General features: G+C 70.1%; 26 protein-coding genes and 1 pseudogene. 14 read left to right on the forward strand and 13 right to left on the reverse strand.

Going from position 1 to position 26994, the window contains the following annotated elements:
- The first annotated feature begins 37 nt into the window (after positions 1–37).
- From ACG10_RS02260 to cptA, 10 genes are all read left to right on the forward strand, one after another.
- Positions 38–2533 carry a circularly permuted type 2 ATP-grasp protein gene (locus ACG10_RS02260; protein ID WP_089166966.1) on the forward strand — a complete coding sequence of 832 codons (2496 nt, stop codon included), beginning with the start codon at positions 38–40 and terminating at the stop codon, positions 2531–2533.
- Positions 2530–3444: a transglutaminase family protein gene (locus tag ACG10_RS02265; RefSeq protein ID WP_089166967.1), complete on the forward strand. Its 915-nt coding sequence runs from the start codon at positions 2530–2532 to the stop codon at positions 3442–3444. The genes ACG10_RS02260 and ACG10_RS02265 overlap by 4 nt, the downstream gene beginning before the upstream one ends.
- Before the next feature lie 39 nt (positions 3445–3483).
- On the forward strand, positions 3484–4017 hold the full coding sequence (locus ACG10_RS02270; RefSeq protein WP_089166968.1) for a DUF3617 domain-containing protein: 534 nt from the start codon (positions 3484–3486) through the stop codon (positions 4015–4017).
- 46 nt (positions 4018–4063) lie between these two features.
- Positions 4064–5221: a 4Fe-4S dicluster domain-containing protein gene (locus ACG10_RS02275; RefSeq protein ID WP_089166969.1), complete on the forward strand. Its 1158-nt coding sequence runs from the start codon at positions 4064–4066 to the stop codon at positions 5219–5221.
- Entirely contained in the window at positions 5208–5666 is a 459-nt protein-coding gene (locus tag ACG10_RS02280; protein ID WP_089166970.1) for a cyclic nucleotide-binding domain-containing protein, read from the forward strand. The genes ACG10_RS02275 and ACG10_RS02280 overlap by 14 nt, the downstream gene beginning before the upstream one ends.
- A 1-nt stretch (position 5667) precedes the next feature.
- Positions 5668–6498 carry an FAD/NAD(P)-binding protein gene (locus ACG10_RS02285; RefSeq protein ID WP_089166971.1) on the forward strand — a complete coding sequence of 277 codons (831 nt, stop codon included), beginning with the start codon at positions 5668–5670 and terminating at the stop codon, positions 6496–6498.
- A 1-nt stretch (position 6499) separates the two neighbouring features.
- On the forward strand, positions 6500–7276 hold the full coding sequence (locus ACG10_RS02290) for an NADH-quinone oxidoreductase subunit B family protein (protein WP_089166972.1): 777 nt from the start codon (positions 6500–6502) through the stop codon (positions 7274–7276).
- The gene (locus ACG10_RS02295) at positions 7266–8567 is read left to right on the forward strand and encodes a Ni/Fe hydrogenase subunit alpha (protein ID WP_157731359.1); all 1302 of its coding nucleotides are present in this window, start codon (positions 7266–7268) and stop codon (positions 8565–8567) included. The genes ACG10_RS02290 and ACG10_RS02295 overlap by 11 nt, the downstream gene beginning before the upstream one ends.
- An 11-nt stretch (positions 8568–8578) precedes the next feature.
- Entirely contained in the window at positions 8579–9052 is a 474-nt protein-coding gene (locus ACG10_RS02300) for a hydrogenase maturation protease (RefSeq protein WP_232487246.1), read from the forward strand.
- Between the two features lie 164 nt (positions 9053–9216).
- The gene (gene cptA, locus ACG10_RS02305) at positions 9217–10986 is read left to right on the forward strand and encodes a phosphoethanolamine transferase CptA (RefSeq protein ID WP_089166974.1); all 1770 of its coding nucleotides are present in this window, start codon (positions 9217–9219) and stop codon (positions 10984–10986) included.
- A gap of 242 nt (positions 10987–11228) precedes the next feature.
- Here cptA and ACG10_RS02310 read toward each other — a convergent pair whose 3' ends face one another.
- The 8 genes from ACG10_RS02310 to ACG10_RS02340 all read right to left on the reverse strand — a co-directional run bounded on the left by ACG10_RS02310 (position 11229) and on the right by ACG10_RS02340 (position 17336).
- On the reverse strand, positions 11229–11792 hold the full coding sequence (locus ACG10_RS02310) for a HupE/UreJ family protein (protein WP_089166975.1): 564 nt from the start codon (positions 11790–11792) through the stop codon (positions 11229–11231).
- Between the two features lie 37 nt (positions 11793–11829).
- Positions 11830–12045, reverse strand: a complete 216-nt coding sequence (locus ACG10_RS02315; protein ID WP_089166976.1) for a carbon monoxide dehydrogenase — start codon at positions 12043–12045, stop codon at positions 11830–11832.
- A 12-nt stretch (positions 12046–12057) separates the two neighbouring features.
- Positions 12058–12858, reverse strand: coding sequence for an ATP-binding protein (locus ACG10_RS02320; RefSeq protein WP_089166977.1), 801 nt, complete (start codon positions 12856–12858; stop codon positions 12058–12060).
- On the reverse strand, positions 12849–13817 hold the full coding sequence (locus tag ACG10_RS02325) for an NAD(P)/FAD-dependent oxidoreductase (protein ID WP_332460698.1): 969 nt from the start codon (positions 13815–13817) through the stop codon (positions 12849–12851). The genes ACG10_RS02320 and ACG10_RS02325 overlap by 10 nt, the downstream gene beginning before the upstream one ends.
- Positions 13778–14080: an FAD-dependent oxidoreductase gene (locus tag ACG10_RS24710; RefSeq protein ID WP_269768804.1), complete on the reverse strand. Its 303-nt coding sequence runs from the start codon at positions 14078–14080 to the stop codon at positions 13778–13780. Before ACG10_RS24710 ends, ACG10_RS02325 begins: the two co-directional genes overlap by 40 nt.
- A gap of 11 nt (positions 14081–14091) precedes the next feature.
- Entirely contained in the window at positions 14092–15990 is a 1899-nt protein-coding gene (cooS, locus tag ACG10_RS02330) for an anaerobic carbon-monoxide dehydrogenase catalytic subunit (RefSeq protein ID WP_089166978.1), read from the reverse strand.
- Position 15991: 1 nt separating this feature from the next.
- Positions 15992–16552 carry a 4Fe-4S dicluster domain-containing protein gene (locus tag ACG10_RS02335; protein WP_089166979.1) on the reverse strand — a complete coding sequence of 187 codons (561 nt, stop codon included), beginning with the start codon at positions 16550–16552 and terminating at the stop codon, positions 15992–15994.
- A gap of 475 nt (positions 16553–17027) precedes the next feature.
- Positions 17028–17336 (reverse strand): PepSY domain-containing protein, encoded by a 309-nt coding sequence (locus ACG10_RS02340; RefSeq protein ID WP_089166980.1) that lies wholly within the window; start codon positions 17334–17336, stop codon positions 17028–17030.
- A gap of 339 nt (positions 17337–17675) precedes the next feature.
- Here ACG10_RS02340 and ACG10_RS02345 point away from each other — a divergent pair, with 339 nt between their 5' ends.
- Both ACG10_RS02345 and ACG10_RS02350 read left to right on the forward strand, forming a co-directional pair.
- Positions 17676–18347 (forward strand): DUF2780 domain-containing protein, encoded by a 672-nt coding sequence (locus ACG10_RS02345; protein WP_089166981.1) that lies wholly within the window; start codon positions 17676–17678, stop codon positions 18345–18347.
- A gap of 455 nt (positions 18348–18802) precedes the next feature.
- On the forward strand, positions 18803–20020 hold the full coding sequence (locus ACG10_RS02350) for a sugar transporter (RefSeq protein WP_089166982.1): 1218 nt from the start codon (positions 18803–18805) through the stop codon (positions 20018–20020).
- Between the two features lie 90 nt (positions 20021–20110).
- Here the strand turns inward: ACG10_RS02350 and ACG10_RS02355 are convergent, their stop codons facing one another.
- The gene (locus ACG10_RS02355) at positions 20111–20695 is read right to left on the reverse strand and encodes a hypothetical protein (protein ID WP_089166983.1); all 585 of its coding nucleotides are present in this window, start codon (positions 20693–20695) and stop codon (positions 20111–20113) included.
- A gap of 465 nt (positions 20696–21160) precedes the next feature.
- On the opposite strand from ACG10_RS02355, the gene ACG10_RS02360 reads away from it, so the two are divergent.
- Together ACG10_RS02360 and ACG10_RS02365 are read left to right on the forward strand one after the other, a co-directional pair.
- On the forward strand, positions 21161–22723 hold the full coding sequence (locus tag ACG10_RS02360) for a sigma-54-dependent Fis family transcriptional regulator (RefSeq protein ID WP_227028795.1): 1563 nt from the start codon (positions 21161–21163) through the stop codon (positions 22721–22723).
- Positions 22724–22874: 151 nt separating this feature from the next.
- A complete protein-coding gene (locus tag ACG10_RS02365) occupies positions 22875–23366 on the forward strand; it encodes a CinA family protein (protein ID WP_089166984.1) in 492 nt (163 codons plus the stop codon).
- A 197-nt stretch (positions 23367–23563) separates the two neighbouring features.
- Here the strand turns inward: ACG10_RS02365 and ACG10_RS02370 are convergent, their stop codons facing one another.
- The 4 genes and pseudogenes from ACG10_RS02370 to ACG10_RS02385 form a co-directional block, all read right to left on the reverse strand.
- Complete coding sequence (locus ACG10_RS02370) at positions 23564–24886, reverse strand: PQQ-dependent sugar dehydrogenase (RefSeq protein WP_089166985.1); 1323 nt, start codon at positions 24884–24886, stop codon at positions 23564–23566.
- A gap of 125 nt (positions 24887–25011) precedes the next feature.
- Positions 25012–25629, reverse strand: coding sequence for a TPM domain-containing protein (locus ACG10_RS02375; protein ID WP_089166986.1), 618 nt, complete (start codon positions 25627–25629; stop codon positions 25012–25014).
- A 12-nt stretch (positions 25630–25641) separates the two neighbouring features.
- Positions 25642–26366, reverse strand: a pseudogene (locus ACG10_RS02380) (TPM domain-containing protein).
- A complete protein-coding gene (locus tag ACG10_RS02385; RefSeq protein WP_039801484.1) occupies positions 26363–26977 on the reverse strand; it encodes a LemA family protein in 615 nt (204 codons plus the stop codon). Before ACG10_RS02385 ends, ACG10_RS02380 begins: the two are co-directional and overlap by 4 nt.
- Between the last annotated feature and the right edge of the window lie 17 nt (positions 26978–26994).

Raw genomic sequence — 26994 nt, forward strand, 5'->3', positions numbered from 1 at the left:
GAGCGCAAGGCGCAATCTCCCTGATTTCGAGTCACCCATGTCCGATCTGTTTGCCGACCATCCGCGCGACGCCGCGACCTACCATGAACTCTTCGACGCCAGCGGCAAGGTCCGCCCGCACTGGCGGCCGATGTTCGATTTCCTGCGGCGTTTCACGCCGGCACAGCTGCGCCAGCGCCAGGCCCTGCTGACCCGGCAGATCCAGGAAAACGGGGTGACCTACAACGTCTATGCCGATCCCGACGGCGCCGACCGCCCCTGGGAGCTGGACCTGCTGCCCAACATCATTCCCGCAGAGGAGTGGCAGCAGCTCGCCGAGGGCGTGGCGCAGCGCGCGACCCTGCTGAACGCGGTGCTGGCCGATATCTATGGCCCGCAGCGGCTGCTCGCCGAGGGGCTGCTGCCCACCGACCTGGTGTTCGGCCACAGCAACTTCCTCTGGCCCTGCCGGGGCATCGAGCCGCCGGGCGGCACCTGGCTGCACGTCTACGCGGTGGACCTAGCGCGGGCGCCGGACGGCCGCTGGTGGGTCACCGCCGACCGCACCCAGGCGCCCTCCGGCGCCGGCTACGCGCTGGAGAACCGCCAGTTCGTCTCGCGCGCCTTCCCCGACCTGTACCGCGACCTGCGCGTGCAGTACGTGGCCGGCTACTTCCACACCCTGCGCGAGACCCTGGCGCGCGAGGCGCCGAGCGACGGCGAGACGCCGCTGGTGGTGCTGCTGACCCCCGGGCGCTTCAACGAAACCTACTTCGAGCATCTCTACCTGGCCCGCCAGCTGGGTTATCCGCTGGTCGAGGGCAGCGACCTGACGGTGCGCGACGCCACCGTCTACCTGAAGACCCTGGGCGGCCTGAAGCGGGTCCATGCCCTGCTGCGCCGCCTCGACGACGACTACTGCGATCCGCTGGAGCTGCGTACCGACTCCGCCCTCGGCGTGCCCGGCCTGCTCGATGCGGTCCGCGAGGGCCGCGTGCTGGTGGCCAACGCCCTCGGCAGCGGCGTGCTGGAGTCGCCGGGGCTGCCGGGCTTTTTGCCGGCGATCAGCCGCAAGCTGTTCGGCGAGGAGCTGCTGCTGCCGTCGATCGCCAGCTGGTGGTGCGGCGAACCGCCGGTGCTGCAGGAGGTGCTGAAGAAGCTGCCGCAGCTGATGATCCGCTCGGCCTATCCGGCGCGCCACTTCGACCCGCTGTTCGGCCCCGACCTGGATGCCAGGCAGCGCGCGGCCCTGGCCGAGCGCCTGCGCCAGCGCCCCTACGCCTATGTCGGCCTGGAGCGTCCGCAGCTGTCGCGGGCGCCGATGTGGGAGGGCGAGCGCGGCAAGCTGGAGGCGCGGCCGATCGGCATGCGGGTGTTCGCCGTGGCCAGCGCCGACGGCTACCGGGTGATGCCCGGTGGCCTGACCCGGGTCGCCGGCCATGCCAACGCCGAGATGCTGTCGATGCAGCGTGGCGGGGCGAGCAAGGACACCTGGGTGCTTGGCGGGCGCCACGCGGCCAGCGAGCCCTGGCAGTGGGTGCGGCCGCTGGGCGTGGCCGACATCGTGCGCAGCGACCCCTACCTGCCGTCGCGGGTGGTCGAGAACCTCTACTGGTTCGGCCGCTACAGCGAGCGCTGCGAGGAGGGCGCGCGCCTGCTGCGCATCATGCTGGCCGGCTACGTCGACAACGGCAACGACCCGCAGGCCCAGCAGGCCGCGCTGGCGGTGGCCGAGGGCCTCGGCCTGCTGCCGGCGCCGTCCTGCGACTGCGACCTGGAAGGCCGGCTGCGCCGCGCCGTGCTGGGCAAGGACTGGCCGTCCAGCCTGCGCAACAACCTGCAGTACCTGCACATGGCCGCGGCCAGCGTGCGCGGCAAGCTGTCCCAGCAGAACTGGCAGGCCCTGCTGGAGCTGCAGCGCGCGGCGCACTGCCTGGAGAACGAGGAGGCCGACCTCGGCGAGCTGCTGGACTTCCTCGACAGCCAGCTGGTGTCCATGGCGGCCCTCTCCGGCTTCGTGCTCGACGACATGACCCGCGACCACGGCTGGCTGTTCCTGCTGATCGGCTGCCGCATCGAGCGCCTGCAGTTCCTCGCCGAGAGCATCGCCGGCTTCCTGCGCGGCCGCGCCGTGCACGACCAGTCGGCACTGGCCTGGCTGCTCGAGCTGGGCAACAGCAGCATCACCTACCGCACCCGCTACCTGGCCACGGCGCAGCTGATCCCGGTGCTCGACCTGCTCCTGCTCGACGAGCAGAATCCCCATGCGGTGCTCTACCAGCTGCACGTGCTGCGCAGCTCGCTGCGCCGCCTCGGCGAGAGCTTCGAGATGGCGCCGGGGCCGGACCTGCAGGCCATGCACGACCGCCTGGCCGCCTTCGACCTCGGGCGCCTGGAATACAATCCCTTCGCCTATCCCGACAACCCTGCCGCGCCGAACGAACTGGCCGACCTGCTCTGCGAGGTCGCCGCGGAGACGGGACGGCTTTCCGACCACCTCGGCCTGCGCTTCTTCGTTCACGTCGACGCCAGCCAACGGACCCAGTCGCGATGACCTCTGCCCATTACCGCATCGTCCACGCCACCTGCTACCGCTATTCGGCGCCGGTGTCCCTGGCCAAGCAGCTGGCCCACCTGTGGCCGCGCGACTGCCCCTGGCAGCGCTGCCGCAGCCGCGAGCTGCACGTCGGCCCGCCGCCGACCTGGCGAATCGACGACCTCGATGCCTTCGGCAACCCGCTGACCCGGCTGGCCTTCGAGTGCCCCCACCATGAGCTGGAGGTGCGCGCCCGGCTGCAGGTGGAGGTGCTGCCGCGCCCGGCCTTCGATCTGGCCGACTCGCCGGCCTGGGAAGAGGTCTGCCTGGGCCTGGCCTACAGCGGCCGGCCGCTGGACGCCGAGCAGCTGGAGGCGGCGCGCTTTCGCTTCGACTCGCCCTACGTGCTCCTCGAGCAGAGCTTCGCCGCCTACGCCGACGACTGCTTCGTCGCCGGACGGCCGCTGCTGCTGGCGGTGCAGGCGCTGATGGAGAAGATCTTCCGCGAGTTCACCTTCGATGCCGCCGCCACCCAGGTGGCCACGCCGCTGGAGCAGGTGCTCGAGGAGCGCCGCGGGGTCTGCCAGGACTTCGCCCACCTGATGCTCGCCTGCCTGCGCTCCAGGGGCCTGGCGGCGCGCTACGTCAGCGGCTACCTGCTGACCCAGCCGCCGCCCGGCCAGCCCCGGCTGATCGGCGCCGACGCCTCCCACGCCTGGATCTCGGTCTACTGCCCGCGCCAGGGCTGGGTCGACTTCGATCCGACCAACAACATGCGCCCGGCCCTCGAGCACATCACCCTGGCCTGGGGGCGCGACTTCGCCGACGTCTCGCCGCTGCGCGGGGTGATCCTCGGCGGCGGCAGCCACGACCCGGAGGTGAGCGTCACCGTCATGCCCCTGGCCGAGGCCGAGCGGCACGCACTTTAGCTGGCGGGCCGTCCGCCCCCCCTCGAACAGGAGTTCCCCATGAAATCCCCGCTATCCTTGTGTATCACCGCCTGCCTGGCGGCCTTCGTGCTGCCGGCGCAGGCCCTGGACATCCTCCCCGGGCTCTGGGAATTCGAGTCCAAGGGCGTGGTGGCGGGCGGCATGCCGCTGCCCGACATGCAGGAAGTCCGCGCGCAGATGCAGAAGCTGCCGCCCGAGCGGCGCCAGGCGATGGAGGACATGCTCACCCGGCAGGGCGTCGAGATGGGCGACAAGGGCGTGCGCGCCTGCCTGAGCGAGGAGCAGGTCAAGTCCCAGGCGCTGCCGTTCCAGGACGACCGCCCCGGCTGCAACCAGGAAGTGACCGAGCGCAGCGACCAGCTCTGGAAGTTCCGCTTCCACTGCCCGGACTCCCAGGGCGAGGGCGAGACCCGCTTCGCCAGCGACCGCGAATTCACCACCGTGGTGAACATCGTCACCGCCGGCAAGAGCGGCGTCACCCACATGGAATCCCATGCCCGCTGGGTGGGCAGCGACTGCGGCGGGCTCAAGCCCGGCCAGGGGGCCCGCTGAGCCCGCCGGCAGGTTCGATCCCCGACATGGCGAGGAGGCGAGGGAGATGGACGCTCTGCCGACCACAACGACCGCCGCGGTCCTCGACCGCGACGGCCTGCAGGCCCTGATCGAGGCCCTCGCCGCCCGCGGCTTCCAGGTGCTCGGGCCGCTCGTGCGCGACGAGGCGATCGTCTACGACGAGATCGCCGGGGTGGCCGACCTGCCGGCCGGCTGGACCGACCGCCAGGGGCCCGGGCACTACCGTCTGGAGCGGCGCGACGACCAGACGCTGTTCGGCTTCGCCGCCGCGCCGCAATCCTGGAAGCGCTTCCTGCATCCGCCGGTCGAGACCCTCTGGCGGGTGCGGCAGGGAGAGGGCGGGCTGCTCTTCAGCACCGCTGCCGAGGCGACGCCGCGCTACGCCTTTCTCGGCGTGCGTGCCTGCGATCTCAAGGCCATCGCCATCCAGGACCGGGTGCTCTGTGCGGGCGACTACCGGGATACAGGCTACGAGCGCCGCCGGCGTGACGTCTTCATCGTCGCGCTGAACTGCTCCGAGGCCGGCGACACCTGCTTCTGCGTGTCCATGGGCAGCGGGCCGAAGGCCGCGGGCGCCTTCGACCTGGCGCTGACCGAGCTGCTCGACGAGCGCCGCCACGAGTTCCTGGTCGAGGTCGGCAGCGCGGCGGGCGACGAGGTACTGGCCAGCCTGCCGCAGCGAGCGGCGCTGGATGCCGACCGGGCGGCCGCCGCGGCGGTCGTCGCGCGCACCGCCGGGCGCATGGGCCGCCAGCTGGACACCGCCGGCCTGCAGGCGCTGCTGCAGGACAATCCGGAGCATCCGCGCTGGGACGAGGTCGCCGAGCGCTGCCTGAGCTGCGCCAACTGCACCATGGTCTGCCCGACCTGTTTCTGCACCACGGTGGAGGATCACAGCGACCTGGCGGGCGGCTCCGCCGAGCGGGTGCGCCTGTGGGATTCCTGCTTCACCCTGGATTTTTCCTATATCCACGGCGGCAGCGTGCGGCAGACCGACAAGGGCCGCTACCGCCAGTGGATGACCCACAAGCTGTCCACCTGGTTCGACCAGTTCGGCAGCTCCGGCTGCGTCGGCTGCGGGCGCTGCATCACCTGGTGCCCGGTGGGCATCGACATCACCGAAGAGGCGGCGGCCATCCGCGCCACGCCGCACGTCCAGGGAGGCTCCCATGGAGAGTCTTGAGGAGATTCTCGGCCGGCATCCCTTCTTCGCCGGCTTCGAGGCCGAGCACGGCCGGCTGGTCGCCGGCTGCGCGCGCAACGTGCGCTTCGCCGCCGGGCAGTACCTGTTCCGCGAGGGCGATCCGGCCGACGAGTTCTTCCTGATCCGCCACGGCCGGGTGGCCCTGGAGCTGGTCGAGCCGGGGCGGCCGCCGGTGGTCTTCGCCACCCTCGGCGAGGGCGAGATCGTCGGCGCTTCCTGGCTGCTGCCGCCGTACCGCTGGCGCCTTGCCGCCCGCGCCACGGAGCTGACCCGGGCGATCGGCATCGACGCCGCCTGCCTGCGCGGCAAGTGCGAGACGGACCACCACCTGGGCTACGCGATGATGAAGCGTTTCCTGCCGATCCTGGTGGACCGGCTGCAGGCTACCCGCCTGCAGCTGCTCGATGTCTATGGAAAGCGCTGAGATGACCGCCCCCGATCCTTTCCTGCCGCAGCCCTGGCGGGTCGAGCGGCGCCGCCGCGAGCTGATCGGCGCCGTGACCCTGGAGCTCGCCCCGCTGGCCGGTGCGCGGCCGGACTTCGCGCCCGGCCAGTTCAACATGCTCTACGTGTTCGGCGTCGGCGAGGTGGCCATCAGCCTGAGCGGCGATGCCGAGCGCGGCACGACCTTCGTGCACACGCTGCGCAACGTCGGCGCGGTCAGTGGCGCGCTGACCGCTCTGCAGGTCGGCGCGAGCGTCGGCGTGCGCGGTCCCTTCGGCTGCGGCTGGCCGCTGGCCGAGGCCGAGGGCGCGGATGTGCTGCTGGTCGCCGGCGGGCTGGGCCTCGCGCCGCTGCGCCCGGCGCTCTACGCGATCCTCGCCCGGCGCGAGCGTTACGGCCGGGTGGTGATCATGGTCGGCAGCCGCAGCCCCGAGGATATCCTCTACCGCCGCGAGCTGGAGCACTGGCGCCGGCGTCCCGACCTCGAGGTGCTGCTCACCGTCGACCATGCCGACGCCGACTGGCGCGGCCATGTCGGCGTGGTGCCGGCGCTGATCCCGCATGCCGGGCTGGACCCCGCGGAGACGCTGGCGCTGGTCTGCGGGCCAGAGGTGATGATGCGCTTCACCGCCAACGCCCTGCTCGCCGCCGGCATTCGGCCCGAGCGCATCCACCTGTCCATGGAGCGCAACATGAAATGCGCCGTCGGCCAGTGCGGGCACTGCCAGTTCGGGCCGTTCTTCGTCTGCAAGGACGGGCCGGTGCTGCGCTACGACCGCATCGGCACCATCCTCGCCGTGCCGGAGATCTGAGATGGATGCCTCTCAACGCCCGCGCCTGGCGGTCTGGAAATTCGCCTCCTGCGACGGCTGCCAGCTGTCGTTGCTCGACTGCGAGGACGAGCTGCTGTCGCTCGCCGAGGCGGTGCAGATCGCCTATTTCGCCGAGGCCTCCAGCGCCATGGAGGGCGGCCCCTACGACCTCTCCCTGGTGGAGGGCTCGATCACCACGGCCCACGACGCCGAGCGCATCCGCGAGGTGCGCCGCCAGTCGAAGTTCCTCGTCACCATCGGCGCCTGTGCCACCGCCGGGGGCATCCAGGCGCTGCGCAACTTCGCCGACGTCAACGAGTACCTTTCCGTCGTCTACGCCTCGCCGCAGTACATCGAGACCCTGGCCACCTCGACGCCGATCGCCGCCCACGTGCCGGTGGACTTCGAGCTGCGCGGCTGCCCGATCAACAAGGTGCAACTGCTCGAGGTGATCTCGGCCTTCCTCGCCGGGCGCAAGCCGGCGATCCCCACCTACAGCGTGTGCATCGAGTGCAAGCGGCGCGGCAACCTCTGCGTGATGGTGCAGGGCACGCCCTGCCTGGGGCCGGTGACCCAGGCCGGCTGCGGCGCGCTCTGTCCGGGCTGCCGGCGCGGCTGCTACGGCTGCTACGGGCCGATGGAGACCCCGGACACCGCCATGCTGGCGCGCCAGTGGAGTGCCATGGGCGTCGCGCCGCGGGACATCCGCCGCGCCTTCCACACCTTCAACGCCTGGGCGCCGGCGTTCCGCGAGGAGGGCGAGGCCCATGACGACTGACAGGGCGACCAGACGGATCACCGTCGACTACATGGCCCGCGTCGAGGGCGAGGGTTCGCTCGACCTGCACATCGAGGGCGACCGGGTCAGCGCGGCGCGGCTCGGCATCTTCGAGCCGCCGCGCTTCTTCGAGGCCTTCCTGCGCGGCCGCGGTTTCGCCGAAACCCCGGACATCGTCGCGCGGATCTGCGGCATCTGCCCGGTGGCCTACCAGATGAGCGCGGTGCACGCCCTGGAGAACGCCTTCGGCGTGCGCGTCGAGGGGCAACTGCGGGCGCTGCGCCGGCTGCTCTACTGCGGCGAATGGATCGGGAGCCATGCGCTGCATGTGGTCATGCTGCACGCCCCGGACTTTGTCGGCTATCCCGACGCGATCCGCATGGCGGCCGAGCACGGCGAGCGGGTGCGCAGCGCCCTGGGGCTGAAGAAGGCCGGCAATTCGATAATCCGTCTGCTCGGCGGGCGCGAGATCCACCCGGTCAACGTCCGCGTCGGCGGTTTCTACCGGGTGCCGGCCCGGGCCGAGCTGATGCCGCTGGCCGAGGAGCTGGGCCGCGCCCGCGAGAGCGCCGTCGAGCTGGTGCGCTGGGTGGCGGGCTTCGCCTTCCCGCAGATCGAGCGGGACTACGAGTTCGTCGCCCTGCGCCATCCGCACGAATATCCGCTCAACGAGGGCCGGCTGGTCTCCAGCCGCGGCCTGGACATCGACATCGCCGACTACGAGGGCGAGTTCGAGGAGCGCCAGGTGCCGCATTCGACGGCGCTGCATTCGCTGCTCAAGCGGCGCGGCGCCTACCTGGTCGGGCCGCTGGCACGCTACGCGCTGAACTTCGACCGGCTGCCCGAGGCGATACAGGCTCTGGCCCGCGAGGTCGGCCTCGGCCCGGTGTGCCGCAATCCCTTCCAGAGCATCGTGGTGCGCGCCCTGGAAGTCCTCTACGCCTGCGAGGAGGCGCTCGCCATCATCGCCGCCTACCAGCCGCCGGCCGTCGCCGCCGTGCCGGTGGAGCCAAGGGCCGCGACCGGCTTCGGCTGCACCGAGGCGCCGCGCGGCACCCTCTGGCACCGCTACGAGGTGGCTGCCGACGGCTCGATCGCGGACGCGCGCATCGTCCCGCCCACCTCGCAGAACCAGCCGAGCATCGAGGCGGACCTGGAGGCGGTCGCCACGCCGATCCTCGACCAGCCCGAGGCGTTCATCCGCCAGCGCTGCGAGCTCGCCATCCGCAACTACGACCCCTGCATCTCCTGCTCGACCCACTTCCTCCGGCTGGCGCTGCACCGTACATGAATGGGCAGGTGATGGTGCTCGCCCTCGGCAACCCGGATCGCGGCGACGACGGCCTCGGCCCGGCGGTCGCCGCCCGGCTGCAGGGCCGGCTGCCCGCCGGTGTCGCGCTGCGGCTGTGCGCCGGCGATGTGCTGGGACTGCTCGAGGAGTGGGCCGGCGTCGATGTCCTGCTCTGCGTGGATGCCTCGGCGCCGCAGGGTGAGCCGGGGCGCATCCGCCGCTTCGATCTGGCCGCGGACGGGCTGGTGCCGGAGCCGGTGCTGGCGTCCAGTCACGGCTTCGGCCTGGCCGAGGCGCTGGGGCTGGCTCGCGCCCTCGGGCTGGCAGCGCCGCGGATCGTCGTGTATGCCGTGGAGGGCTGCCATTTCGCTGCCGGGGCGCCGCTGAGCGCCGAGGTCGCCGCCGCCGTGGACGAGGTCGCCGAGCGCATGCTCGCCGAAGTCGCCGGCTTCCGACGGCCGGCAGGGGACGCTGCCGCGCCCTGAACCAGCCGTCTTTGTCCGCCTGGCGACAGGCCTTCTCCCACTTTTGTCGGGGCGGTCACGGCATTTGCCAGGCCCATTCTTGACGAAGTTTTCACTGCGCGTGCGGCATAGTCCGTGCCAAGCCGGAGCAAGTCCGGCATCCGCGTGCAGCAATCGAGGAACTCATGGCAACGACGAAATCCACATTCGCCGAGCGTAGTGCTGTCGACTGGGCCGGGCTGGGCTGGATGTTCCTGTTCTTCTGGTATTTCTCCGGCGTGACCCAGGCCCTGCTCTGGGCCTCGGGCACCACCGGCTCCACCGGCTCCCGCCAGGCCCTGCTGGCCAGCGCCCTGTGGCTGGCACCGCTGCTGCTGTTCCCCGGCCGCACCCGGCTGCTTGCGGGGGTGATCGGCGCCGTGCTCTGGCTGTGTTCCCTGAGCGGCTTCGCCTATTTTCTGGTGTACGGCCAGGAGTTCTCGCAGAGCGTCATCTTCATCATGTTCGAGTCGAACATGAACGAGGCGAGCGAGTACCTGGGCCACTACTTCGCCTGGTGGATCGTGCTCGCCCTGGTCGCCTACGGCCTGGGCGGCTGGCTGCTGTGGCGCAAGGTGCGTCCAGTGTACCTGCCGCGCCGCGCGGCGCTGGCCGCCAGCCTGCTGCTGTTCACCGCCTCGGTCGGCTATCAGGGCGTGCGCCAGTTCTTCAAGCACGAGGAGCCCCTGGCCGCCCTCGAGGACTTCGAGAAGCGCATCGAGGCGGCCTCGCCCTGGCAGCTGGTGATCGGCTACCGCCAGTACCTCCGGCAGCTGGCGAACATGGAGAGCCTGCTGGCCAGCCGCGAGCAGATCCCGCCGCTGAACAACCTGGTCGACGCCCATGCCGGGCAGCCCTCGACCCTGGTGCTGGTGATCGGCGAGTCGACCAACCGCCAGCGCCTGAGCCTCTACGGCTATCCGCGGCAGACCACGCCCAACCTCGACAGGCTGCGCGGCGAGCTGCAGGTGTTCGACGGCGTGGTCACCCCGCGCCCCTACACCATCGAGGCGCTGCAGCAGGTGCTGACCTTCGCCGACCAGGAGAACCCGGACCTGTACCTGACCACGCCGTCGCTGGTCAGCGTGATGAAGCAGGCCGGCTACAAGACCTACTGGATCACCAACCAGCAGACCATCACCAAGCGCAACACCATGCTCACCACCTTCTCCAAGCAGGCGGACGAGCAGTTCTACCTGAACAACAACCGCGACCAGAATGCCCGCCAGTACGACGGCAGCGTGCTCGAGCCGTTCGCCGAGGTGCTCGCCGACGACGCGCCGCGCAAGTTCGTGGTGGTGCACCTGCTGGGCACCCACATGCGCTACCAGTACCGCTACCCGGAGGAGTTCGAGCGCTTCACCGACCGCAGCGGCGTGCCGGACAGCGTCACCGACGAGCAGCTGCCGACCTACAACAGCTACGACAACGCCGTGCTGTACAACGACCACGTGGTGTCCTCGATGATCGAGCGCTTCCGCGCCACCGACCCCAACGGCTTCCTGCTCTACCTGGCCGACCACGGCGAGGCGGTGTTCGACGCGCCCGATCCGCAGGTGCTGGGCCGCAACGAGGGCGCGCCGACCAGCCCGATGTACACCGTGCCCTTCATCCTCTGGAACTCGCCGAAGTGGCAGGCGCAGCAGGCGCGGGACTTCAGCGCCAGCCTGCACCGTCCCTACAGCAGCTCGCACTTCATCCACACCTGGGCGGACCTGGCCGGCCTGCGCTTCGACGAGTTCGACCCGAGCAAGAGCCTGGTGAACGCCGCGTTCAGGAAGCGCCCGCTGCTGATCGGCGATCCGGAGCAGCCGAAGAACCTGATCGACTTCAGCCTGATCAAGCCGAAGAAGCCCGTCGATCCGAGCAGCGAGTTCGTCCAGCAGGAGCGCGAGGCCAAGGAGCGGCCGCTGTAGGTCTCGCGTCCGCCCGTCTCCGGCCGGAGGCGGGCGTCATCCCAGGGGCTGTGGCCCCGGTGTCTTGCGCTTTCCTTCCGTTCCAGCCGGGCTTGCCCGGCTTTTTCGTCTCTTGGCGGCGTGCTTTTTTCAGGGGCAGGCCATCCGGTTTCGCACCGACTGGCCTGTGCGTCGTCTGCAGGATGGCGGGGCCTTTTCGCGAGGAAAGGCGAGGCGGCCGCTGCCGCCTCGGAAGGCGGGGTTCAGACCAGCATCAGCGCGCCGCTGGCGGCGATGAGCGCGCCGGCGCCGCGGGTCAGCAGGGGCAGGCGGCGCTGCACGGCCGCAGCGAGCAGGCCGCCGCCCAGGTGCAGGGCCAGGCTGGCGGCGAGGAAGCCGACGGCGAAGGCGGTCAGGCTGCCGCTGGCCTCGGCGCCGTGGGCGTGGCCGTGGAACAGGGCGAAGACGCCGGCCAGGGCCAGCGAGACGGCGGCCGGCAGGCGCGCGGCGCAGGCGATCAGCAGGCCGAGCAGCAGCACCGAGAGGGCGATGCCGGTTTCCACCTGCGGCAGGCCGATGCCGTTGGCGCCGAGCAGGAAGCCGCCGAGCAGGACGGCGAGGAAGGTCCCCGGCATGGCGAATTTCAGGGCGCGCGGCTGCAGCGCGGCCCAGATGCCGATGGCCAGCATCGCCAGCAGGTGGTCGGCGCCGCCGAAGGGGTGCAGCAGGCCGGCGATCAGGCCGTTGCCGCCATGCCCGGGATGGGCGAAGGCGGCACCGGGCAGCAGGGGCAGGGCGAGCAGGGGCAGGTAGTGGCGTATTTTCATGTCGGGGATTCCTGAGGCGGGTTTCCCGGCGCGCAGCTCAATGCTGCCCGTCGGCGGGGCGTTTCGACCCCGGCAGGTTGGAGTGGGAGTGGTGGTGGACGGCTCCCGGTGCATGGGGCGCCAGGTGGAAGTGGACATGGCTGTGCACCGTGCCGTCGGCATGAATGTGCTCATGCTCGTGCTCGAAGGCCTGTCCCGGCGCAGCATGGACATGGCCGCTGGACGCGGTGCCGCAATTGCAGTTCTCGCACATGCTCGTTCGCTCCTAGGCAGGTTCGCCGGACCGGGCCAGGCGCTCGATGGCTTCGGCAATCGAGGCGGCCTCCCGGGCCAGCTCGGGCGACAGTTCGTAGAGCGGCGCGCCGGAGCGGTCGGCGGCCATCGCCGCCGGGGTCATCTCCAGACAGCCGGCCAGCGGCATGTTCACGGCGGCGCCCTCGAAGAACGCCCGGTCCTCGGCGCCGGTCGCCTTGTTGCCGACTAAGAGCAGCTTGTCGATGCCGATGTCGCGGGCCAGTACCTGCACCTGGCGGACGGTGCGCATACTGCGGTTGGTCGGCTCGGCCACCGCCAGCATCACGTCGACGGCCTCGGCGGTGCCGCGGCCGAGGTGCTCGACGCCGGCGTACAGGTCGAGCAGGACCACCTCGTCGCGCTCCAGCAGCACGTGCCGCACCAGCTGCTTGAGCAGGGTGCTGGCCGGGCAGATGCAGCCCGAGCCGCCCTGCTGCACGGCGCCGAGCAGCAGCAGGCGGATGTTGCCGAGGCTCGCCGAGAAGCGCTCGGGAATGTCGGAGACCCGCGGGTTGAGCTTGAACATCCCGCCGCTGCCGGCGCGCGGATCGCTGCCGGTGCGCTCGGCGATCAGCTCGGCCATTTCGGAGATCGGCAGCAGGTCGAGCAGCGCCGATTCGGAGAAGCCCAGCGCCGGTCCCAGGCAGGGCGAGGGGTCGGCGTCGATGGCCAGGACCCGGCGGCCCTGTTTGGCGTAGTGGTGAGCGAGCAGGCCGGTCAGGGTCGTCTTGCCGACCCCGCCCTTGCCGCTGATGGCGATTTTCAGGCCCATTTGATAGCCCTCAGAGGTTCCAGGGTGTGGATGTAACCGAAGCCGGGATGCGCCAGGTTCGTCCCGAAGCGCTCGACGGCGACGCCCTTCTTCATCATCTCGTGCAGCACGCCGGTGCCGTTGATCTCGCCGATCAGCTGGCCGCCGGCCACCCGGCCGTCCTTGAGCAGGACCTTGCGCAGCGCGCCCGCACCGTCCTGCCAGCGCAGGCAGCTATCGCCCGCCTGCACGCCGAACGAGGCGACGGGCAGGTCGAAGACGCGTACCACGTTGACCGCTTCCAGTCCCGGATGGCGCCGGTCGATTCCCAGCATGTTCCAGGCCGCGATCCGTCCGGTGGAGACCGCATTCGGCCAGTTGGGCACCACCTGATGCTTTTCCGGCGCGTCCGGGCGCTCGATGACGTCGCCGGCGGCGAACACGCCTTCGACGCTGGTGCGCATCCGCGCGTCGACCAGGATGCCCCGGTTGCCGGCGATGCCGCTGCCGTCGAGGATCGACAGGTCGGCGCGCACCCCGGCGGCGCAGATCACCAGCTCGCAGGGGGTTTCGACGCCGCCGGCCAGCACGCCGCGCACGCCGTCGTCGCCTTCGAGGATGCGCTCGGCGCCGGAGCCGGTGCGCACCTGCACGCCGTGCTCGACCAGCCGCCGCTCGACGAGGGCGGCCATTTCGCTGTCCAGCATGGCCGGCAGCACATGGCGCTGGGCTTCCAGCAGGGTCACCGCCAGCCCGTGGCGGACCAGCGCCTGCACCGCCTCCAGGCCGATGAAGCCGGAGCCGATGACCACCGCGCGCCGGGCGACCTCGAGGCGCTCGAGGATGCCCTCGGCATCGTCCAGGGTCTTCAGCTCGAACACCCCGCGGGTGCCGGCGAGGCCGGGCACCGGCGGGACGAAGGCCCGGGAGCCGGAGGCGATCAGCAGCCGGTCGTAGGCGACGGCCTCGCCCCGGCCCAGACCTGGCGGGCCTGCGGGTCGATCCGCGTCACCGGGCGGCCGTAGCGGATGTCGATGGCGTTGCGGGCGTAGAAGTCCGGGTCGCGCAGGAAGAGCCGTTCCTTCGGCACGCTGCCCTCCACGTATTCGGCCAGCGGGCAGGGCGAGTAGAAGGGCACGTTCTCCCGGGAGAGCATGACGATCCCGCAGGCCCGGTCCTGCTGGCGGAGGGTTTCGGCGGCGGCGATCGCCGCCGGTCCGTTGCCGATGATGACGATCTGCATGCCGCCTCCTGTCAGATTCCCAGCGCCGCGCGTTTTTCGGCGATGTGCGCGACCATCCAGTCGGCGGCGCCCTTGGGCTCCAGCTCCACCCGCACCACGGCGCCGGTCAGCTCCTGCAGGTCCTCGGTGAGCAGCTTGGTGACCATCGGGCCGCCGAGGATGCGCGGCGCCGGGGCGATGTGGCAGGAAACCCCGAGCGCCAGGAAGGAGCCGCCGATGGACACGGCCTTCTCCTGCACCAGCTCCGGCGCCGAACCCACCGCAGGCAGCTGGCCGACCTTGACGCCGAGGCGTTCGGCCAGCGCCACCATCAGGTCGACGATGCGCGAGTTGTCGACGCAGGCGCCCATGTGCCAGACCGGCGGCAGCGGGCCGTCGAGGCCGGCGGCCTTGCCCAGCACCTCGAGCACCGCCTTGAGGCCGTCGCCGCAGTAGCGGTAGGTCGCCTCGCTGGTCATCAGGCCGTCCTGGGCGCAGATGTGCGCGGTGCAGCCGGTGGTCAGCACCAGCACGTTCTGGCGCAGCAGGTGCTTGACCATCTCCTCGGTCATGGCGTTGTCGCGGAACTTGATGCTCGAACAGCCGACCACCCCGACGAAGCCGAAGATGTTGCCGTTGGCGACGTTGTCGAGCACCGGCTTGAGCGGGTCCTCGGCATCCAGTTTGGAGAGCAGGTCAATGATCGCTTCCACCGACAGGCCGGCCACCGCCGTGCTCTTGTGCTGGGGAATGTCCACCGGCTTGCCGCGCCGGCGGCGGAAGGCGTCGATGGCCGCCTGGACGATCTGCCGGGCGCTCTCGTCGGCGTGGTGCGGCTCGAACGGGATGTGCCGGGCGTCGGGGATGCGCACCATGGCGTCGGTGGTGATGAAGGCGGTGTCGAAGCACTTGGCCACCTGCGCCAGCTGCGGCCAGATGCACTGGATGTCCACCACCATGGCGTCGACCGCGCCGGTGGCGAGGATCAGCTCGGTCTGCGAGTTGTGCGCGGCCAGCTTGACGCCGTGGCGCATGCTCAGCTCGTTGCCGGTGCAGCACACGCCGACCACGTTGATCCGCTCGGCGCCGGCGGCGAGAGCCTCGCCCTCCAGCTTCTCGGCCCATTCGAGGATCTTTTCCGAGAGCACCGGGTTGTGGCCGTGGGCGGCGAGGTTGACGCTGTTCTCCTCCAGCACGCCGACGGCGGCCTCGGTCACCGCGATCTCCGGCACGCCGAAGAGGATGTCCTGCAGGTCGACGCACAGGGTCAGGCCGGTCCAGCCGTCGATCAGGCTCATCTTCAGCACCCGCAGCATCAGCGAGACCGGATCGGCGTCGTTGCCCATCGAGGTGGCGTGCATCGCCGTCTCGATCTCGTTGTGCGGGTTGGAGTACATCAGCCCCAGATTGCTCCACAGCGCCTGCTCCGCGGCCGGCGCGCGCTTGCTGAGCCAGTTGTTGGGCAGCTCGTCCTGGCGGCCGAAGTCTTCCAGGGCGATGTTCACCAGATCGCGGCAGATGTCGTTGACGTCGCGGCCTTCGGTCGGCACGCCGAAGGTCCTGGCCAGGGCCAGCGCCTTGGACACACCCTTGACCTGGTAGGGCGCCTTGCCGTTCAGGGCGTCGCGCAGGGTCAGCAGCACATGGCGGGCGTGGCCGACATGGGAGGCGGTGCCGCCCACGGTGTCGCGCAGCAGGTTGCGGGCGACCATGGCGTCAGGGCTCAGGCCGCACACGCCGGTCTTCGGGCCGTTGCCGAACGGGTCGATGCGGCACGGGCCCATGTAGCAGATGCGGCAGCAGGTGCCCAGCTCGCCGAAGCCGCACTGCGGGCTCATCACCTCCAGGCGGTCGCGGGCGGTGGCAAAGCCTTTGTCGTGGGCGACCTTGAGCAGGGCAGTCTCGATGACGGGAAGAATGGTGTTGTCCATGTCAATGGGTTCTCTTCAAGGATCGCAGGATGTCCATGCCGTTGGGGGTTGCGCTCTCGCCGCCGCAGACGGCCGCGCGCGCCGTGGCCTGGCGGCGCTGGGCGGCGAACTCCTCGGGGGTCAGGTAGAGCAGGGTGTCGGTCGGGCAGGCCGCCACGCAGGCCGGCGCCTCGCCCCTGGCGGTGCGCTCGGGGCAGCCGTCGCACTTCACGGCCTTCTTGCCGACCGGATCGGCGGTCACCCCGCCGAACGGGCAGACGACCACGCACATCCAGCAGCCGATGCACTTGTCGTGGTCGGAAAACACCTTGTCGGTGCCGCCGTCGCGCTGCATCGCGCCGGTCGGGCAGGCGGTGATGCAGGCGGCGTCGCTGCAGTGCTGGCAGCGCGACGGATAGCTGTAGGCGCCGACGCCTTCCACGCTGATCCGCCGCTGCGGGGGCGGCGTCTCCAGGATGGCGCCGGCCAGGGCTTTCGACTGGGAATGTTCGACCGCGCAGGCGATTTCGCACGACTTGCAGGCGACGCAACGCTCGGTCACGGTGAAGATGGTTCTGGACATACGCCTCTCTCCAGTTCCGGGAGGCGCGCAGGTCAGGCCTTCGCGGCAGCGAAGACGTTCGAAAGCGGCCTCCCGTCGTGTCGGCGGGCTTCCCGCAGACAAGGTAGTTTCGGGAACGGTAGCGAGGCGGTCCGGGGTTGTCTGTCGGCTGGCCGACACCGGGCGGGGATCGTCGGCGCACTGGCCGGGCGGGGCTGCGGGTAGACGAGGGGGCGGAGAGGTCGCGGCGCGCCGCTCCAGGGCGTGGGCCGGTCGTGTGTCCGGCAGGCGCGGACAGGTCTTCGGCTGAACGCCGATCGGCTGCTTGCCAGCAGGGCTGTAGGAGCAGATTTATCTGCGATCCTTGGCAAAACCAGAAGCATCGCGAATAAATTCGCTCCTACCGAAGCGCTATCGAGCTCACTTCCCGGGCTATCCCCCAATGGGAAAGTGCAAGACCTTGAAAGGGGTGGGCTTCGGGCGCTCGTCCGGCCGCTCAGTCGTCCTGATGGTCCTTGAGCACCTGGCCGTTGGCGGCATCCAGGTGCACGTCCCACTTCACGCCCTGGGCGTCGCGCAGTTCGACCTGGTAGATGTAGCGGCCGTATTCCTCTTCCAGTTCGGTTTCGTGGATGGTCGAGCCCGGGTGCTTGGCCTGCGCCGCGGCATTGAGCGTCTCGAACGGCTGGATGGTGCCGGCCTTGAGCAACTGCATGGCCTTGTCCGGACCGAGGTCGTCGGCCTGGGCCAGGGTGGCGGTGGCGGCGAGCAGGGCGGTGGCGAACAGGGCGGTGAGGGTTTTCATCTCGGCTCTCCTGGGAGTCGTCGGCTTTCGATGGCTTCACTCTAGGCAGGCTCGCTTAAACCAAGCTGAATCGGCCGCTGCGCCGGTTCGACGGGGAGCTATTGCCGGCGGGAGGACGATGACCGACCATAGGGCCGCCCATCGATCCCTATCCCATCCCGGAGGTCGTGTCCGAGTGGGTCGTCACAGAACTGCCGTCGCCAGGCCTGCCGGCCGTCGTGCGTACGGCTGACCGGGCCGCCCTGCATGCCCGGCCCGCGAATCGCCCCCTTCCCGCCCCCTGTCCGGTCCGTGCGCCGGGCGGGCGGCGCCTGCACCCCGAGTCGAGAGGTTTCCCCGATGAAAGCGTCCCCCTCCATTGCCCTGGTCGCCCTGCTGGGGCTGGCGAGCGTCCCGGCCTTCGCCTTCGACCTGAACGCCGCCGCCCAGGCGGTCTCCGCCCTCAAGGGCGGACAGGCCGACGAGCCCGCCGGTAACGACAGGACCTCGCAGGTGCTCGGCCTGGTCCAGGCCCTGAGCGCGCTGCCGATCACCCCGCTGCAGATGCTGGGCGGCACCGGCGCCCTGCTGGGACTGGCGCAGAGCCAGCTCAAGGGCAGCGACTACGCGCAGCTGGCCGAGTCGGTCCCCGGCATCGAACGCCTCACCGGCAACAATGCGCTGGACCAGCTCGGCGCCCTCGGCGGCCTGGGCGCGCTGGGCGGTGGCCTCGGCGGTCTCGGCGGCGGCCTGGGCGGCCTGCTCGGCAAGTCCGCCGAGCCGAGCGCCGAACAGTCCGAGCAACTGGAGGAAACCGGCGAGCTGCTGGGCAACGTGCAGAGCATGCAGGACGTCGACCAGGCCTTCTCGGCCCTGGGCATGGACGCCAGCCTGGCCGGCCAGTTCGCGCCCATCCTGCTGCAGTTCCTCGGCAACCAGGGCGTCGCCGGTCCGCTGATGCAGAACCTGGCCGGCGTCTGGGGCGTGAACGGCTCCGGTTTCGCGCCCGGCACCGGGGCCGACGGTTCCTGATCCGCCGGGGCAGGCGCCCTTGGCCGAGCGGCAAGGGTGCCTGCGTGTCCGTTTCTGAAGCCCCGCCTGCCCGGCGCCAACCACCGGCAGAGGCGGGCTGGCAGCTGCCCGAAGCCGGTTTCGGGCAGCCAGGCGATGGGCCGTGCCGGGCCCTTTCGAATCCATCGAGATGCCGGCTGTCAGGTCGCGCAGAAAGCGCTTGGCAAGCCCGTTGTAGTGCAGGCAGGCACCCCCTAGAATCGGCTCCGTCTGGCTGTCTCCTCCCATACCCATAACAATTCCTCTCGCTGCGCGATGTTGCTGCGCCCTGGCTTCGAGTCGTGGGCGGCGGGCTCCGGCGCGTCCGCGTCCCGGTGTGGGTGCGTGTCCCTATTTTGCGAACAGGCGCTTGGCATGTGCTTCCCATGCCCGGCGGACGGCCTCTGTCGCCTCCCTTTTGAAGGTACGCATCTCAAATGAACACCCCCCCGAATGCCCCAGCCGGCAGTTGGCTGAGCGTGCTTGCGCTGGCCCTGGCAGGCTTCATTTTCAACACGACCGAGTTCGTTCCCGTCGCCCTGCTGAGCGCCATCGGTGGCAGTTTCGAGCTGTCTACCGACAAGGTCGGCCTGATGCTGACGATCTACGCCTGGGTGGTCACCCTCGCGTCGCTGCCGATGATGCTGCTGACGCGCAACATCGATCGGCGCAAGCTGCTGATGTTCGTGTTCGTCCTGTTCGTCGTCAGCCATGTCCTGTCGGCGCTGGCTTCCAGCTTCGCCGTCCTGTTGCTGAGCCGGATCGGCGTCGCCCTGGCGCACGCCGTGTTCTGGGCGATCACCGCCTCCCTGGTCATACGTGTGGCGCCGCCGGGCAAGCAGACGCAGGCCCTCGGCCTGCTGGCGACCGGTACCTCCCTGGCCATGGTGCTGGGCATTCCGCTGGGCCGCGTGGTGGGCGAGATGCTCGGCTGGCGCACGACCTTCGCGGCGATCGGCGTGATCGCCACGCTGGTCCTGGTCTGTCTGGCCCGGACGCTGCCATCGCTGCCCAGCCAGAACTCGGGTTCGCTGCGCAGCCTTCCGGTGCTGTTCAAGCGCCCGGCGCTGGTGGCCTGCTACGCGCTGACCGCCCTGGCGATCACCGCGCATTTCACCGCCTACAGCTATATCGAGCCGTTTGCCGAGGCCGTCGGGCAGCTGACCGGCGAGGCGACGACCATCCTCCTGCTGCTCTTCGGCGGCGCCGGCATCATCGGCTCCCTGGTGTTCGGCTGTTGCTACAACCGGACCCCGAACGGCCTGCTGGTCGCGGCGCTTGCAGGCATGGCGCTGTGCATGCTGCTGCTGGCGCCGCTGGCCGGGGACGCCTGGATGCTCGGCACGCTGAGCCTGGCCTGGGGCGTCGCCATCATGTGCTTCGGGATGGCCCAGCAGTCCAGGGTCATGGCCCTGGCCCCGGACGCCACCGACGTGGCGATGGCCCTGCATTCGGGCATCTACAACATCGGCATCGGCGGCGGCGCCCTGCTGGGCGGCGCGGTGAGCAGCCAGATGGGGCTGGCGAACGTCGGCACCGCGGGCGGCGTGCTGGCAGTGGGCGGGCTGCTGTTGTGCGGCGCGGCGATCTATCGCTTCGGCAAACCGCTGCCCGCCATGCCCGTGCCGCTGGACGGCAGGGCGTGCGAGGTTTGAGAGCGAGGAGGGAGGCGATCCTCCCTGCGGAGGATTTCCTCTTGCTCTGAACGCGCCGGCGACGGGCTGGCAAGGCTGCCGGCGGGCAGGTCAGGTGTCGCCCTGCTGCCGCACGAAGCGCCAGTTCTCGAACGCCTTGGGAAACAGCATGCCGGCGTCGCCGCGCGGGCCGCTGAACACCTGGCGCAGGCGCGGCGCGCCCAGCTTGCCGCTGGGGTCCAGCTCCTCCACCTTGTCCAGCGCCTCCAGGGATTCGGCCTCGCGGCCCAGGCGGGCGAGGTTGTAGGCGTAGGCGGTGAGGGACTGCAGCCAGAGACGGGTGAAGGCGTGCCAGTGGACGAAGTCGGCCATGTCCGGACGGACCTCGCGCCAGTCCGCCGGCAGGCCGAGGCGCCGGGACAGCCACTCGATGCAGGCCAGCGCCCAGTGCGCGGCCTCCAGCGAGCGCCGCCGGTAGAAATAGAAGCGGTAGGCGACGATGCGCACGCCCAGGGTGTCCGGGGCCTGGTCGATGATGTCGCGGACCAGCGCCTCGGCTTTTTCCGCCTCGTTCCAGTGGGCGAAGATTTCCTTCAGCCTGGCGCGGGTGTCCGGCGGCAGGTGGTGGCTGAAGTGATAGGGCTCGAAACGGTAGATGCGGGCGCTGGCGGGCTGTGACGGGATGGATTCGGACATGGCGGGGCTCCTTGGGGAGGGGGACGGATCGCCCCTCGCAAGATCGACGCCAGTGCCGGCCCGGCCTTCCCGCTGCCTGGCGCTGTGCGGCGCCCGGCGGGCGTTCGCCGCGCTGGCCGGGCCTGCCCGGTGGCAGCGTCGCCTGCGCGTTGCCGGGGCCGGGATGTACCGGCGCGTGCGCAGTCGACCGGCCTTTCGTTCGCATGCGTACGTTTGTGCCGGAGGCGGGCAGGATTCGCGGGGCTTGGCGCCTGGAACGAAGCTTGCTGTATCTCTCCCGGATGCCGCCCCGGCGGCGCAACCCATGCCCGGAGACACTCTTCTGCCAGCCATGAAAGCCCTCGGATACGGACTGCTGCCCGGCGAATCCCGGACGGTGGTGAAACGACTCAAGCAACCTCTGCGGCTCCGCCATGGGCGGCCGTTGTCCTGGCGGAGCCTGTGCGCGTCGGCCGGGAGGCGCCCATGAGCCGGCGTTCCCTGGCGCCGGCGGACGCGCTTTCCGGTCAGGAGCTGCCGGTGCAGGACAGGCCCTGCGAATGGGACATGGGTGAGTGCCGCACCGATCTGCTGCCGCTGCTCGGCGAGCTGGGGCGCATCGCCAGCGAGGGCGGCGATCTGGCCGGCATCCTGCGCGTTTTGCTGGAGTTGATGCAGCGCCATCTGAAGGTGACGCGCGGCATGGTCAACCTGCGCGAGCCGGAGTCGGGGCGGATCTTCATCCAGCAGGGCTGCGGCCTGAGCGAGGAGGAGGAGGCCTCGGGCAGCCTCGCCCGCGGCGAGGGCATCGTCGCCCAGGTGGTGGACAGCGGCCGGGCGGTGGTGCTGCCCGGCGAGGCGGGCAGCCAGTCCTTCCTCTGCGTGCCGATCCGCCGCGACCGCAAGGTGCTCGGCGCCATTGTCGCCGAACGCCACTATGCCAACCGGCAGATGCTCGAACTGGACGCGGAGATCCTCGCCATCCTCGCCGCCACCACCGCCCAGGCGGTGGAGCTGCACCTGCAGGAGCACGTGCGCAAGGTCGCGCTGGAGGACGAGAACCGCCGCCTGCGCTCGGCCCTGCAGAGCCGCTTCAGGCCCAGCAACATCATCGGCAGCTCGCGGCCGCTGCAGGAGGTCTACGCGCTGATCGAGAAGGTCACCCGCTCGCGGACCACGGTGCTGATCCTCGGCGAGAACGGCGTGGGCAAGGAGCTGGTGGCCAGCGCCATCCACTACAACAGCAGCAATGCCGAGGGCCCCTTCGTCAAGTTCAACTGCGCCGCGCTGCCGGAGAGCGTGATCGAGAGCGAACTGTTCGGCCACGAGCGCGGCGCCTTCACCGGGGCGGCGAACCAGCGGCGCGGGCGTTTCGAGGCGGCGGACGGCGGCACCATCTTCCTCGACGAGGTGGGCGAGCTGTCCCTGGCCATGCAGGCCAAGCTGCTGCGGGTGCTCCAGGAGAAGAGCTTCGAGCGGGTCGGCGGCAACCTCACCCACCAGGTCGAGCTGCGCATCCTCGCCGCCACCAACCGCGACCTGCGGGCGATGGTCGAGCAGGGCCGCTTCCGCGAGGACCTCTACTACCGGCTCAACGTCTTCCCCATCACCGTGCCGCCGCTGCGCGAGCGCGGCAGTGACATCGCCACCCTGGCGGAGCATTTCGTCGCGCGCTTCTCCCGCGAAGTGGGCATCGCGGTGGAGCGCATCGCCGCGCCGGCCCTGAGCATGCTGATGTGCTACCACTGGCCGGGCAACGTGCGCGAACTGGAGAACGTCATCGAGCGGGCGGTGATCCTCTGCGAGGGCGGCGTCATCGAGGCCCACCACCTGCCGCCTTCCCTGCAGATCCCGGCGGTTTCCGAGAGTCCTGCCGCCGGCGGCATTCTCGACGTACGCCTGGGCCAGGCGGAATACGAGCTGATCGTCGAGGCCCTCAGGCTGCACAAGGGCAACATGACCGAGGCCGCCGCCCACCTGGGCCTGACCCGGCGCATCCTCGGCCTGCGCATGGCCCGGCACAACCTGAACTACAAGGAGTTTCGCTGAGGCTGCGAGGCGGCGCCGAGGGGCGCCGGCCGTCCTCCTTGCGGAGCAGGCCTCTACCGCTGGGCATTTTCCCTGAACTATTCGCGCCGGACGTCCCTCTACCGCACTGATCCAGGGGGCAGGTCGATCCCTCAACGTGCGGAGTGCGAACATGCAGGATGTCGGGAGGCTGGTGGCGTTTCTCCAGGAGCGCAAGCTGAAGCTGAGCACGGCCGAGTCCTGCACCTGCGGCCTCATGGCTTCGCTGCTGGCGAACGAGCCCGGTTGCGGCCAGGTACTGGACTGCGGCTTCATCGTCTATTCGCCGCAGTCCAAGCACCGCCTGCTGGGCGTCGACTTCGCGACCATCGAGCGGTTCGGGCTGACCAGCGAGGAAGTCGCCACGGAAATGGCGATCGGCGCGCTCAAGGCCAGTCGTGCCGATCTGGCGGTGGCCAATACCGGCGTGGCCGACGACTCCGAGGAGGACCCGGGCGGCACCCAGTGCTATGCCTATGCCCTGATGCAGGGCGATCAGCTGGCTGTGATCAGCGAGACGGTACAATTCGACGGCGACCGGGTCGCGATCCGCAAGCAGGCCGCCTGTCACGGCCTGGGCCAGATCCCGCAGAAGCTCGAGGAACTGCTGAAAAGGCTCCGCTAGAGCAGTTTCACCCTATTCAGATTCGCCTTTTGGGGGCGATCAGGATAACGACATGCGTGGATGGCCGCTCCGTAGGTCGGGTTAGCGTAGCGTAACCCGACAGCCTGCCCGGCATTGCCTGTCGCGTCGGGTTACGCCCTGCGGGCTAACCCGACCTACAGTTGCAGCAGTGATCCGGTATCTAGCCCACTTCCGGCTCAGGGCGCCGGCGCGATCCGCCACACCACATTCCCCACATCGTCGGCCACCAGCAGCGCCCCCGCCTTGTCGACCGTCACGCCGACCGGCCGCCCATGGGCCTCGCCCTTCTCCTCGTCGATGAACCCGGTGAGGATGTCTTCCGGCGGCCCGGCGGGGCGGCCCTGGTCGTCGAAGGGCACGAAGATCACCTTGTAGCCGCTGCGCGGCTTGCGGTTCCAGGAGCCGTGCTGGCCGACGAAGGCGCCGTTGCGGTAGCGCGGCGGCAGCAGCTCGCCCTGGTAGAAGGTCAGGCCCAGGGAGGCGGTATGCGCGCCGAGGGCGTAATCCGGCACCAGGGCCTTTTCCACCAGATCCGGACGCGGCGGTTTGACGCGCTCGTCGACGTGCTGGCCGTAGTAGCTGTAGGGCCAGCCGTAGAAGCCGCCATCCTTCACCGAGGTCATGTAGTCCGGCACCAGGTCGCTGCCGATCTCGTCGCGCTCGTTGACCACCACCCAGAGCGCGCCGCTTTGCGGCTGCCAGGCCAGGCCGTTGGGGTTGCGCAGGCCGGAGGCGAACAGGCGGGTGGCGCCGCTGGCCGGATCGACCTCGAGCACGGCGGCGCGGTTCTCCTCGACCTCCATGCCGTGCTCGGCGACGTTGCTGTTGGAGCCCACGGTGACGTAGAGCCTGCTGCCGTCGCGGCTGGCGATCAGGTCCTTGGTCCAGTGATGGTTCAGCGTTCCGGCCGGCAGGTCGGCCACCTTCACGCCGGGGACGTCGATCCGGGTTTCGCCTTCCCGGTAGGGGAAGCGGACGACGGCGTCGGTGTTGGCGACGTAGAGCTGGTCGCCGACCAGCGCCATGCCGAACGGCGAGTTGAGGTTCTCCAGCAGCGTCGTGCGGATTTCCGCGACTCCGTCGCCGTCCCCGTCGCGCAGCAGGCTGATGCGGTTGGCGCTGGGCACGCCGGCACCGGCGCGGGCCATCGCCCTTTTCATCACCCAGCCGCGGACGCCCTTGTCGTCGTCGGGCTTGGCCGGCGCGTTGGTCTCGGCGACCAGCACGTCGCCGTTGGGCAGCGTCAGCAGCGTACGCGGATGATCCAGACCGCTGGCGAAGGCCTTCACCTGCAGGCCCGCGGCGGCGGTGGGCTGCCTTCCTGGCGGCCAGCCGACCGCTTTGGCGATGTTCACCGTGGGGATCAGGCCCGGGTCCGGCGCGGGCAGTTGCGGTTGCGGGCCATAGCCCGTGTCGACCGGCAGCCTGGCGGTGTCGCCGCAGCCGCCGAGGAGAAGCAGGAGAGGGGTACCGATGAGCAGGGGAGCGAGGCGCAGCATGGTCGGTCTCCGCATGGGGCATTGCTGGTTTGACTCGCGGAGCGCGGAAAGTGCGCCTACTCCGTTCACTTCGACCTTCCTGTCTGGTGGGCAGCCAGGCGGGCAGGCCGGTGCCCGGTGCTCTCCTACGGCAGGATCACCAGGCGGTTGGGCAGCTCGTTGCGTTCATGGGTGGCGGGCAGCTGTTCCTTGAGCAGCGCACCGCAGGCCTCGATGCAGGCGAGAAAGCCCTGCAGCGTCTCGCCGCGCTTCACCTGGGCGGTGAAGGCTTCGACGATCGCCTGCCAGCTGGCGTCGTCCAGGCGGCTGGCAATCCCCCGATCGACCAGGATCTCCACGTAGCGCTCGGCTTCGGCGACGAAGATCAGCATGCCGCTTTCCGCCGCGGTGTGGTGCAGGCCGAGTTCGATGAACTGCCGCCGCGCCAGGTTGCTGGCGCGCCAGTGGCGCACCGGGCGCGGGACCAGCCGGGTGGTGAGGGCGGGCAGGCGGAACAGCAGGCTGCACAGGATGAAGGTCGCCCACTGCGCCAGCAGCAGCTGTCCGGCTCCGAGCCAGTTGCCGACGAGGTTCAGCGCGCCGGGCAGCAGCAGGGCGAGCAGTCCGGCCCAGAGCAGGGAGATGTAGGTGTAGTCGTCGGCCCGGGCCGCCAGCACCGTCACCAGCTCGGCGTCCGTCTCCCGCTCGATCCGTTCGATCGCCGCGGCGACCTGCCGCTGTTCGCTTTCGGTCAACAATGTCATGGATTCGCGTCCCTACCAGCCACCGGAGGCGCCGCCGCCGCCAAAGCCGCCGCCGCGCCCGCCAAAACCGCCACCCCGCCGCCTCCGCCGTGGCGCAGGCCGCCGAGCAGGGCGCCGGCCAACAGGGCGCTGCGGCCGCGCCCGCCGCGAACCAGCAGCAGGATGATCGCCAACAGCACGATCAGCAGGAGCGACGACGGCTCGTCCGACTCCTGCGTGTCGGGGATCAGGCCCTGTTCGCCCTGCAGAGGCTTGCCGCCCAGTACCCAGAGCATCGCCGTGACGCCCTCGCTGATGCCGCGGGCAAAGTCGCCCTGCCGGAAGGCCGGGACGATGATGTTGTGGATGATCAGCGCGGACTGGGCGTCGGTCAGGCGTCCCTCCAGGCCATAGCCGACCTCGATGCGGACCCGCCGCTCGTCGCGCGCGACGATCAGCAGCGCGCCGTTGTCCCTGCCCTTCTGGCCGATGCCCCAGCGGCGGCCCAGTTCGACGCCGAACTCTTCGATGTTGCTCCCCGCCAGATCCGGCACGGTGACCACCACCAGCTGGTCGCCGCTGGCCTGCTCATGGGCCGCCAGGATCTGCGTCAGGCGCGCCTCGGTCGGTGCATCGAGCAGTTCGGCACGATCCACCACCCGTCCGGTCAAGGCAGGGAAGCTGGCCTCCTGGGCCTGGACGACCAGGGTACAGACGCAGAGCAGCAGGCCCTGAAGGAGCCTGGGTGCCAGTGTCATTGGAACTTCACTTGCGGTGCCTGTTCTGCGCCCTGGCTGGTGGCCTCGAAGCTTTCGCGGACCGGCAGGTCGCGGTAGAGCACGCTGTGCCAGATGCGCCCGGGGAAGGTGCGGATCTCGGTGTTGTAGCGCTCAACCGCGGCGATGAAGTCGCGGCGCGCCACCGCGATGCGGTTTTCCGTGCCTTCGAGCTGGGACTGCAGGGTGAGGAAATTCTGGTTGGCCTTCAGCTCGGGATAGCGCTCCGACACCACCATCAGCCGGCTCAGCGCACCGCTCAACTGGTCCTGCGCCTGCTGGTACTGCTGCAGCTTCTGCGGATCGTCCAGCGTGCCGGCATCCACCTGGATGGACGTGGCCTTGGCCCGCGCCTCGATCACCGCGGTCAGGGTCTCCCGCTCGTGCTGGGCGTAGGCCCTGACCGTTTCCACCAGATTGGGGATTAGGTCGGCGCGCCGCTGGTACTGGTTCTCCACCTGCCCCCAGGTCGCCTTCACCTGTTCGTCATAGGTGGGAATGTCGTTGATGCCGCAGCCCGCCAGGAGCCACGACACGATCAGGAGCGTGGCCAGCCGCCATTGAAGCCAGGAGCCTTGTCTGGAGTGAGTCATCCGCGTGTTCCGCCTTG

Origin of the sequence: Azotobacter chroococcum (assembly GCF_002220155.1) — a bacterium.
GTDB lineage: Bacteria > Pseudomonadota > Gammaproteobacteria > Pseudomonadales > Pseudomonadaceae > Azotobacter > Azotobacter chroococcum.

What these genes read in the sequence shown, in the direction of transcription:
- ACG10_RS02260 (WP_089166966.1), top strand. Translation starts at nt 38, where the DNA reads ATGTCCGATCTGTTTGCCGACCATCCGCGCGACGCCGCGACCTACCAT.
- ACG10_RS02265 (WP_089166967.1), top strand. Translation starts at nt 2,530, where the DNA reads ATGACCTCTGCCCATTACCGCATCGTCCACGCCACCTGCTACCGCTAT.
- ACG10_RS02270 (WP_089166968.1), top strand. Translation starts at nt 3,484, where the DNA reads ATGAAATCCCCGCTATCCTTGTGTATCACCGCCTGCCTGGCGGCCTTC.
- ACG10_RS02275 (WP_089166969.1), top strand. Translation starts at nt 4,064, where the DNA reads ATGGACGCTCTGCCGACCACAACGACCGCCGCGGTCCTCGACCGCGAC.
- ACG10_RS02280 (WP_089166970.1), top strand. Translation starts at nt 5,208, where the DNA reads ATGGAGAGTCTTGAGGAGATTCTCGGCCGGCATCCCTTCTTCGCCGGC.
- ACG10_RS02285 (WP_089166971.1), top strand. Translation starts at nt 5,668, where the DNA reads ATGACCGCCCCCGATCCTTTCCTGCCGCAGCCCTGGCGGGTCGAGCGG.
- ACG10_RS02290 (WP_089166972.1), top strand. Translation starts at nt 6,500, where the DNA reads ATGGATGCCTCTCAACGCCCGCGCCTGGCGGTCTGGAAATTCGCCTCC.
- ACG10_RS02295 (WP_157731359.1), top strand. Translation starts at nt 7,266, where the DNA reads ATGACGACTGACAGGGCGACCAGACGGATCACCGTCGACTACATGGCC.
- ACG10_RS02300 (WP_232487246.1), top strand. Translation starts at nt 8,579, where the DNA reads ATGGTGCTCGCCCTCGGCAACCCGGATCGCGGCGACGACGGCCTCGGC.
- cptA (WP_089166974.1), top strand. Translation starts at nt 9,217, where the DNA reads ATGGCAACGACGAAATCCACATTCGCCGAGCGTAGTGCTGTCGACTGG.
- ACG10_RS02310 (WP_089166975.1), bottom strand. Translation starts at nt 11,792, where the DNA reads ATGAAAATACGCCACTACCTGCCCCTGCTCGCCCTGCCCCTGCTGCCC.
- ACG10_RS02315 (WP_089166976.1), bottom strand. Translation starts at nt 12,045, where the DNA reads ATGTGCGAGAACTGCAATTGCGGCACCGCGTCCAGCGGCCATGTCCAT.
- ACG10_RS02320 (WP_089166977.1), bottom strand. Translation starts at nt 12,858, where the DNA reads ATGGGCCTGAAAATCGCCATCAGCGGCAAGGGCGGGGTCGGCAAGACG.
- ACG10_RS24710 (WP_269768804.1), bottom strand. Translation starts at nt 14,080, where the DNA reads ATGCAGATCGTCATCATCGGCAACGGACCGGCGGCGATCGCCGCCGCC.
- cooS (WP_089166978.1), bottom strand. Translation starts at nt 15,990, where the DNA reads ATGGACAACACCATTCTTCCCGTCATCGAGACTGCCCTGCTCAAGGTC.
- ACG10_RS02335 (WP_089166979.1), bottom strand. Translation starts at nt 16,552, where the DNA reads ATGTCCAGAACCATCTTCACCGTGACCGAGCGTTGCGTCGCCTGCAAG.
- ACG10_RS02340 (WP_089166980.1), bottom strand. Translation starts at nt 17,336, where the DNA reads ATGAAAACCCTCACCGCCCTGTTCGCCACCGCCCTGCTCGCCGCCACC.
- ACG10_RS02345 (WP_089166981.1), top strand. Translation starts at nt 17,676, where the DNA reads ATGAAAGCGTCCCCCTCCATTGCCCTGGTCGCCCTGCTGGGGCTGGCG.
- ACG10_RS02350 (WP_089166982.1), top strand. Translation starts at nt 18,803, where the DNA reads ATGAACACCCCCCCGAATGCCCCAGCCGGCAGTTGGCTGAGCGTGCTT.
- ACG10_RS02355 (WP_089166983.1), bottom strand. Translation starts at nt 20,695, where the DNA reads ATGTCCGAATCCATCCCGTCACAGCCCGCCAGCGCCCGCATCTACCGT.
- ACG10_RS02360 (WP_227028795.1), top strand. Translation starts at nt 21,161, where the DNA reads ATGAGCCGGCGTTCCCTGGCGCCGGCGGACGCGCTTTCCGGTCAGGAG.
- ACG10_RS02365 (WP_089166984.1), top strand. Translation starts at nt 22,875, where the DNA reads ATGCAGGATGTCGGGAGGCTGGTGGCGTTTCTCCAGGAGCGCAAGCTG.
- ACG10_RS02370 (WP_089166985.1), bottom strand. Translation starts at nt 24,886, where the DNA reads ATGCTGCGCCTCGCTCCCCTGCTCATCGGTACCCCTCTCCTGCTTCTC.
- ACG10_RS02375 (WP_089166986.1), bottom strand. Translation starts at nt 25,629, where the DNA reads ATGACATTGTTGACCGAAAGCGAACAGCGGCAGGTCGCCGCGGCGATC.
- ACG10_RS02385 (WP_039801484.1), bottom strand. Translation starts at nt 26,977, where the DNA reads ATGACTCACTCCAGACAAGGCTCCTGGCTTCAATGGCGGCTGGCCACG.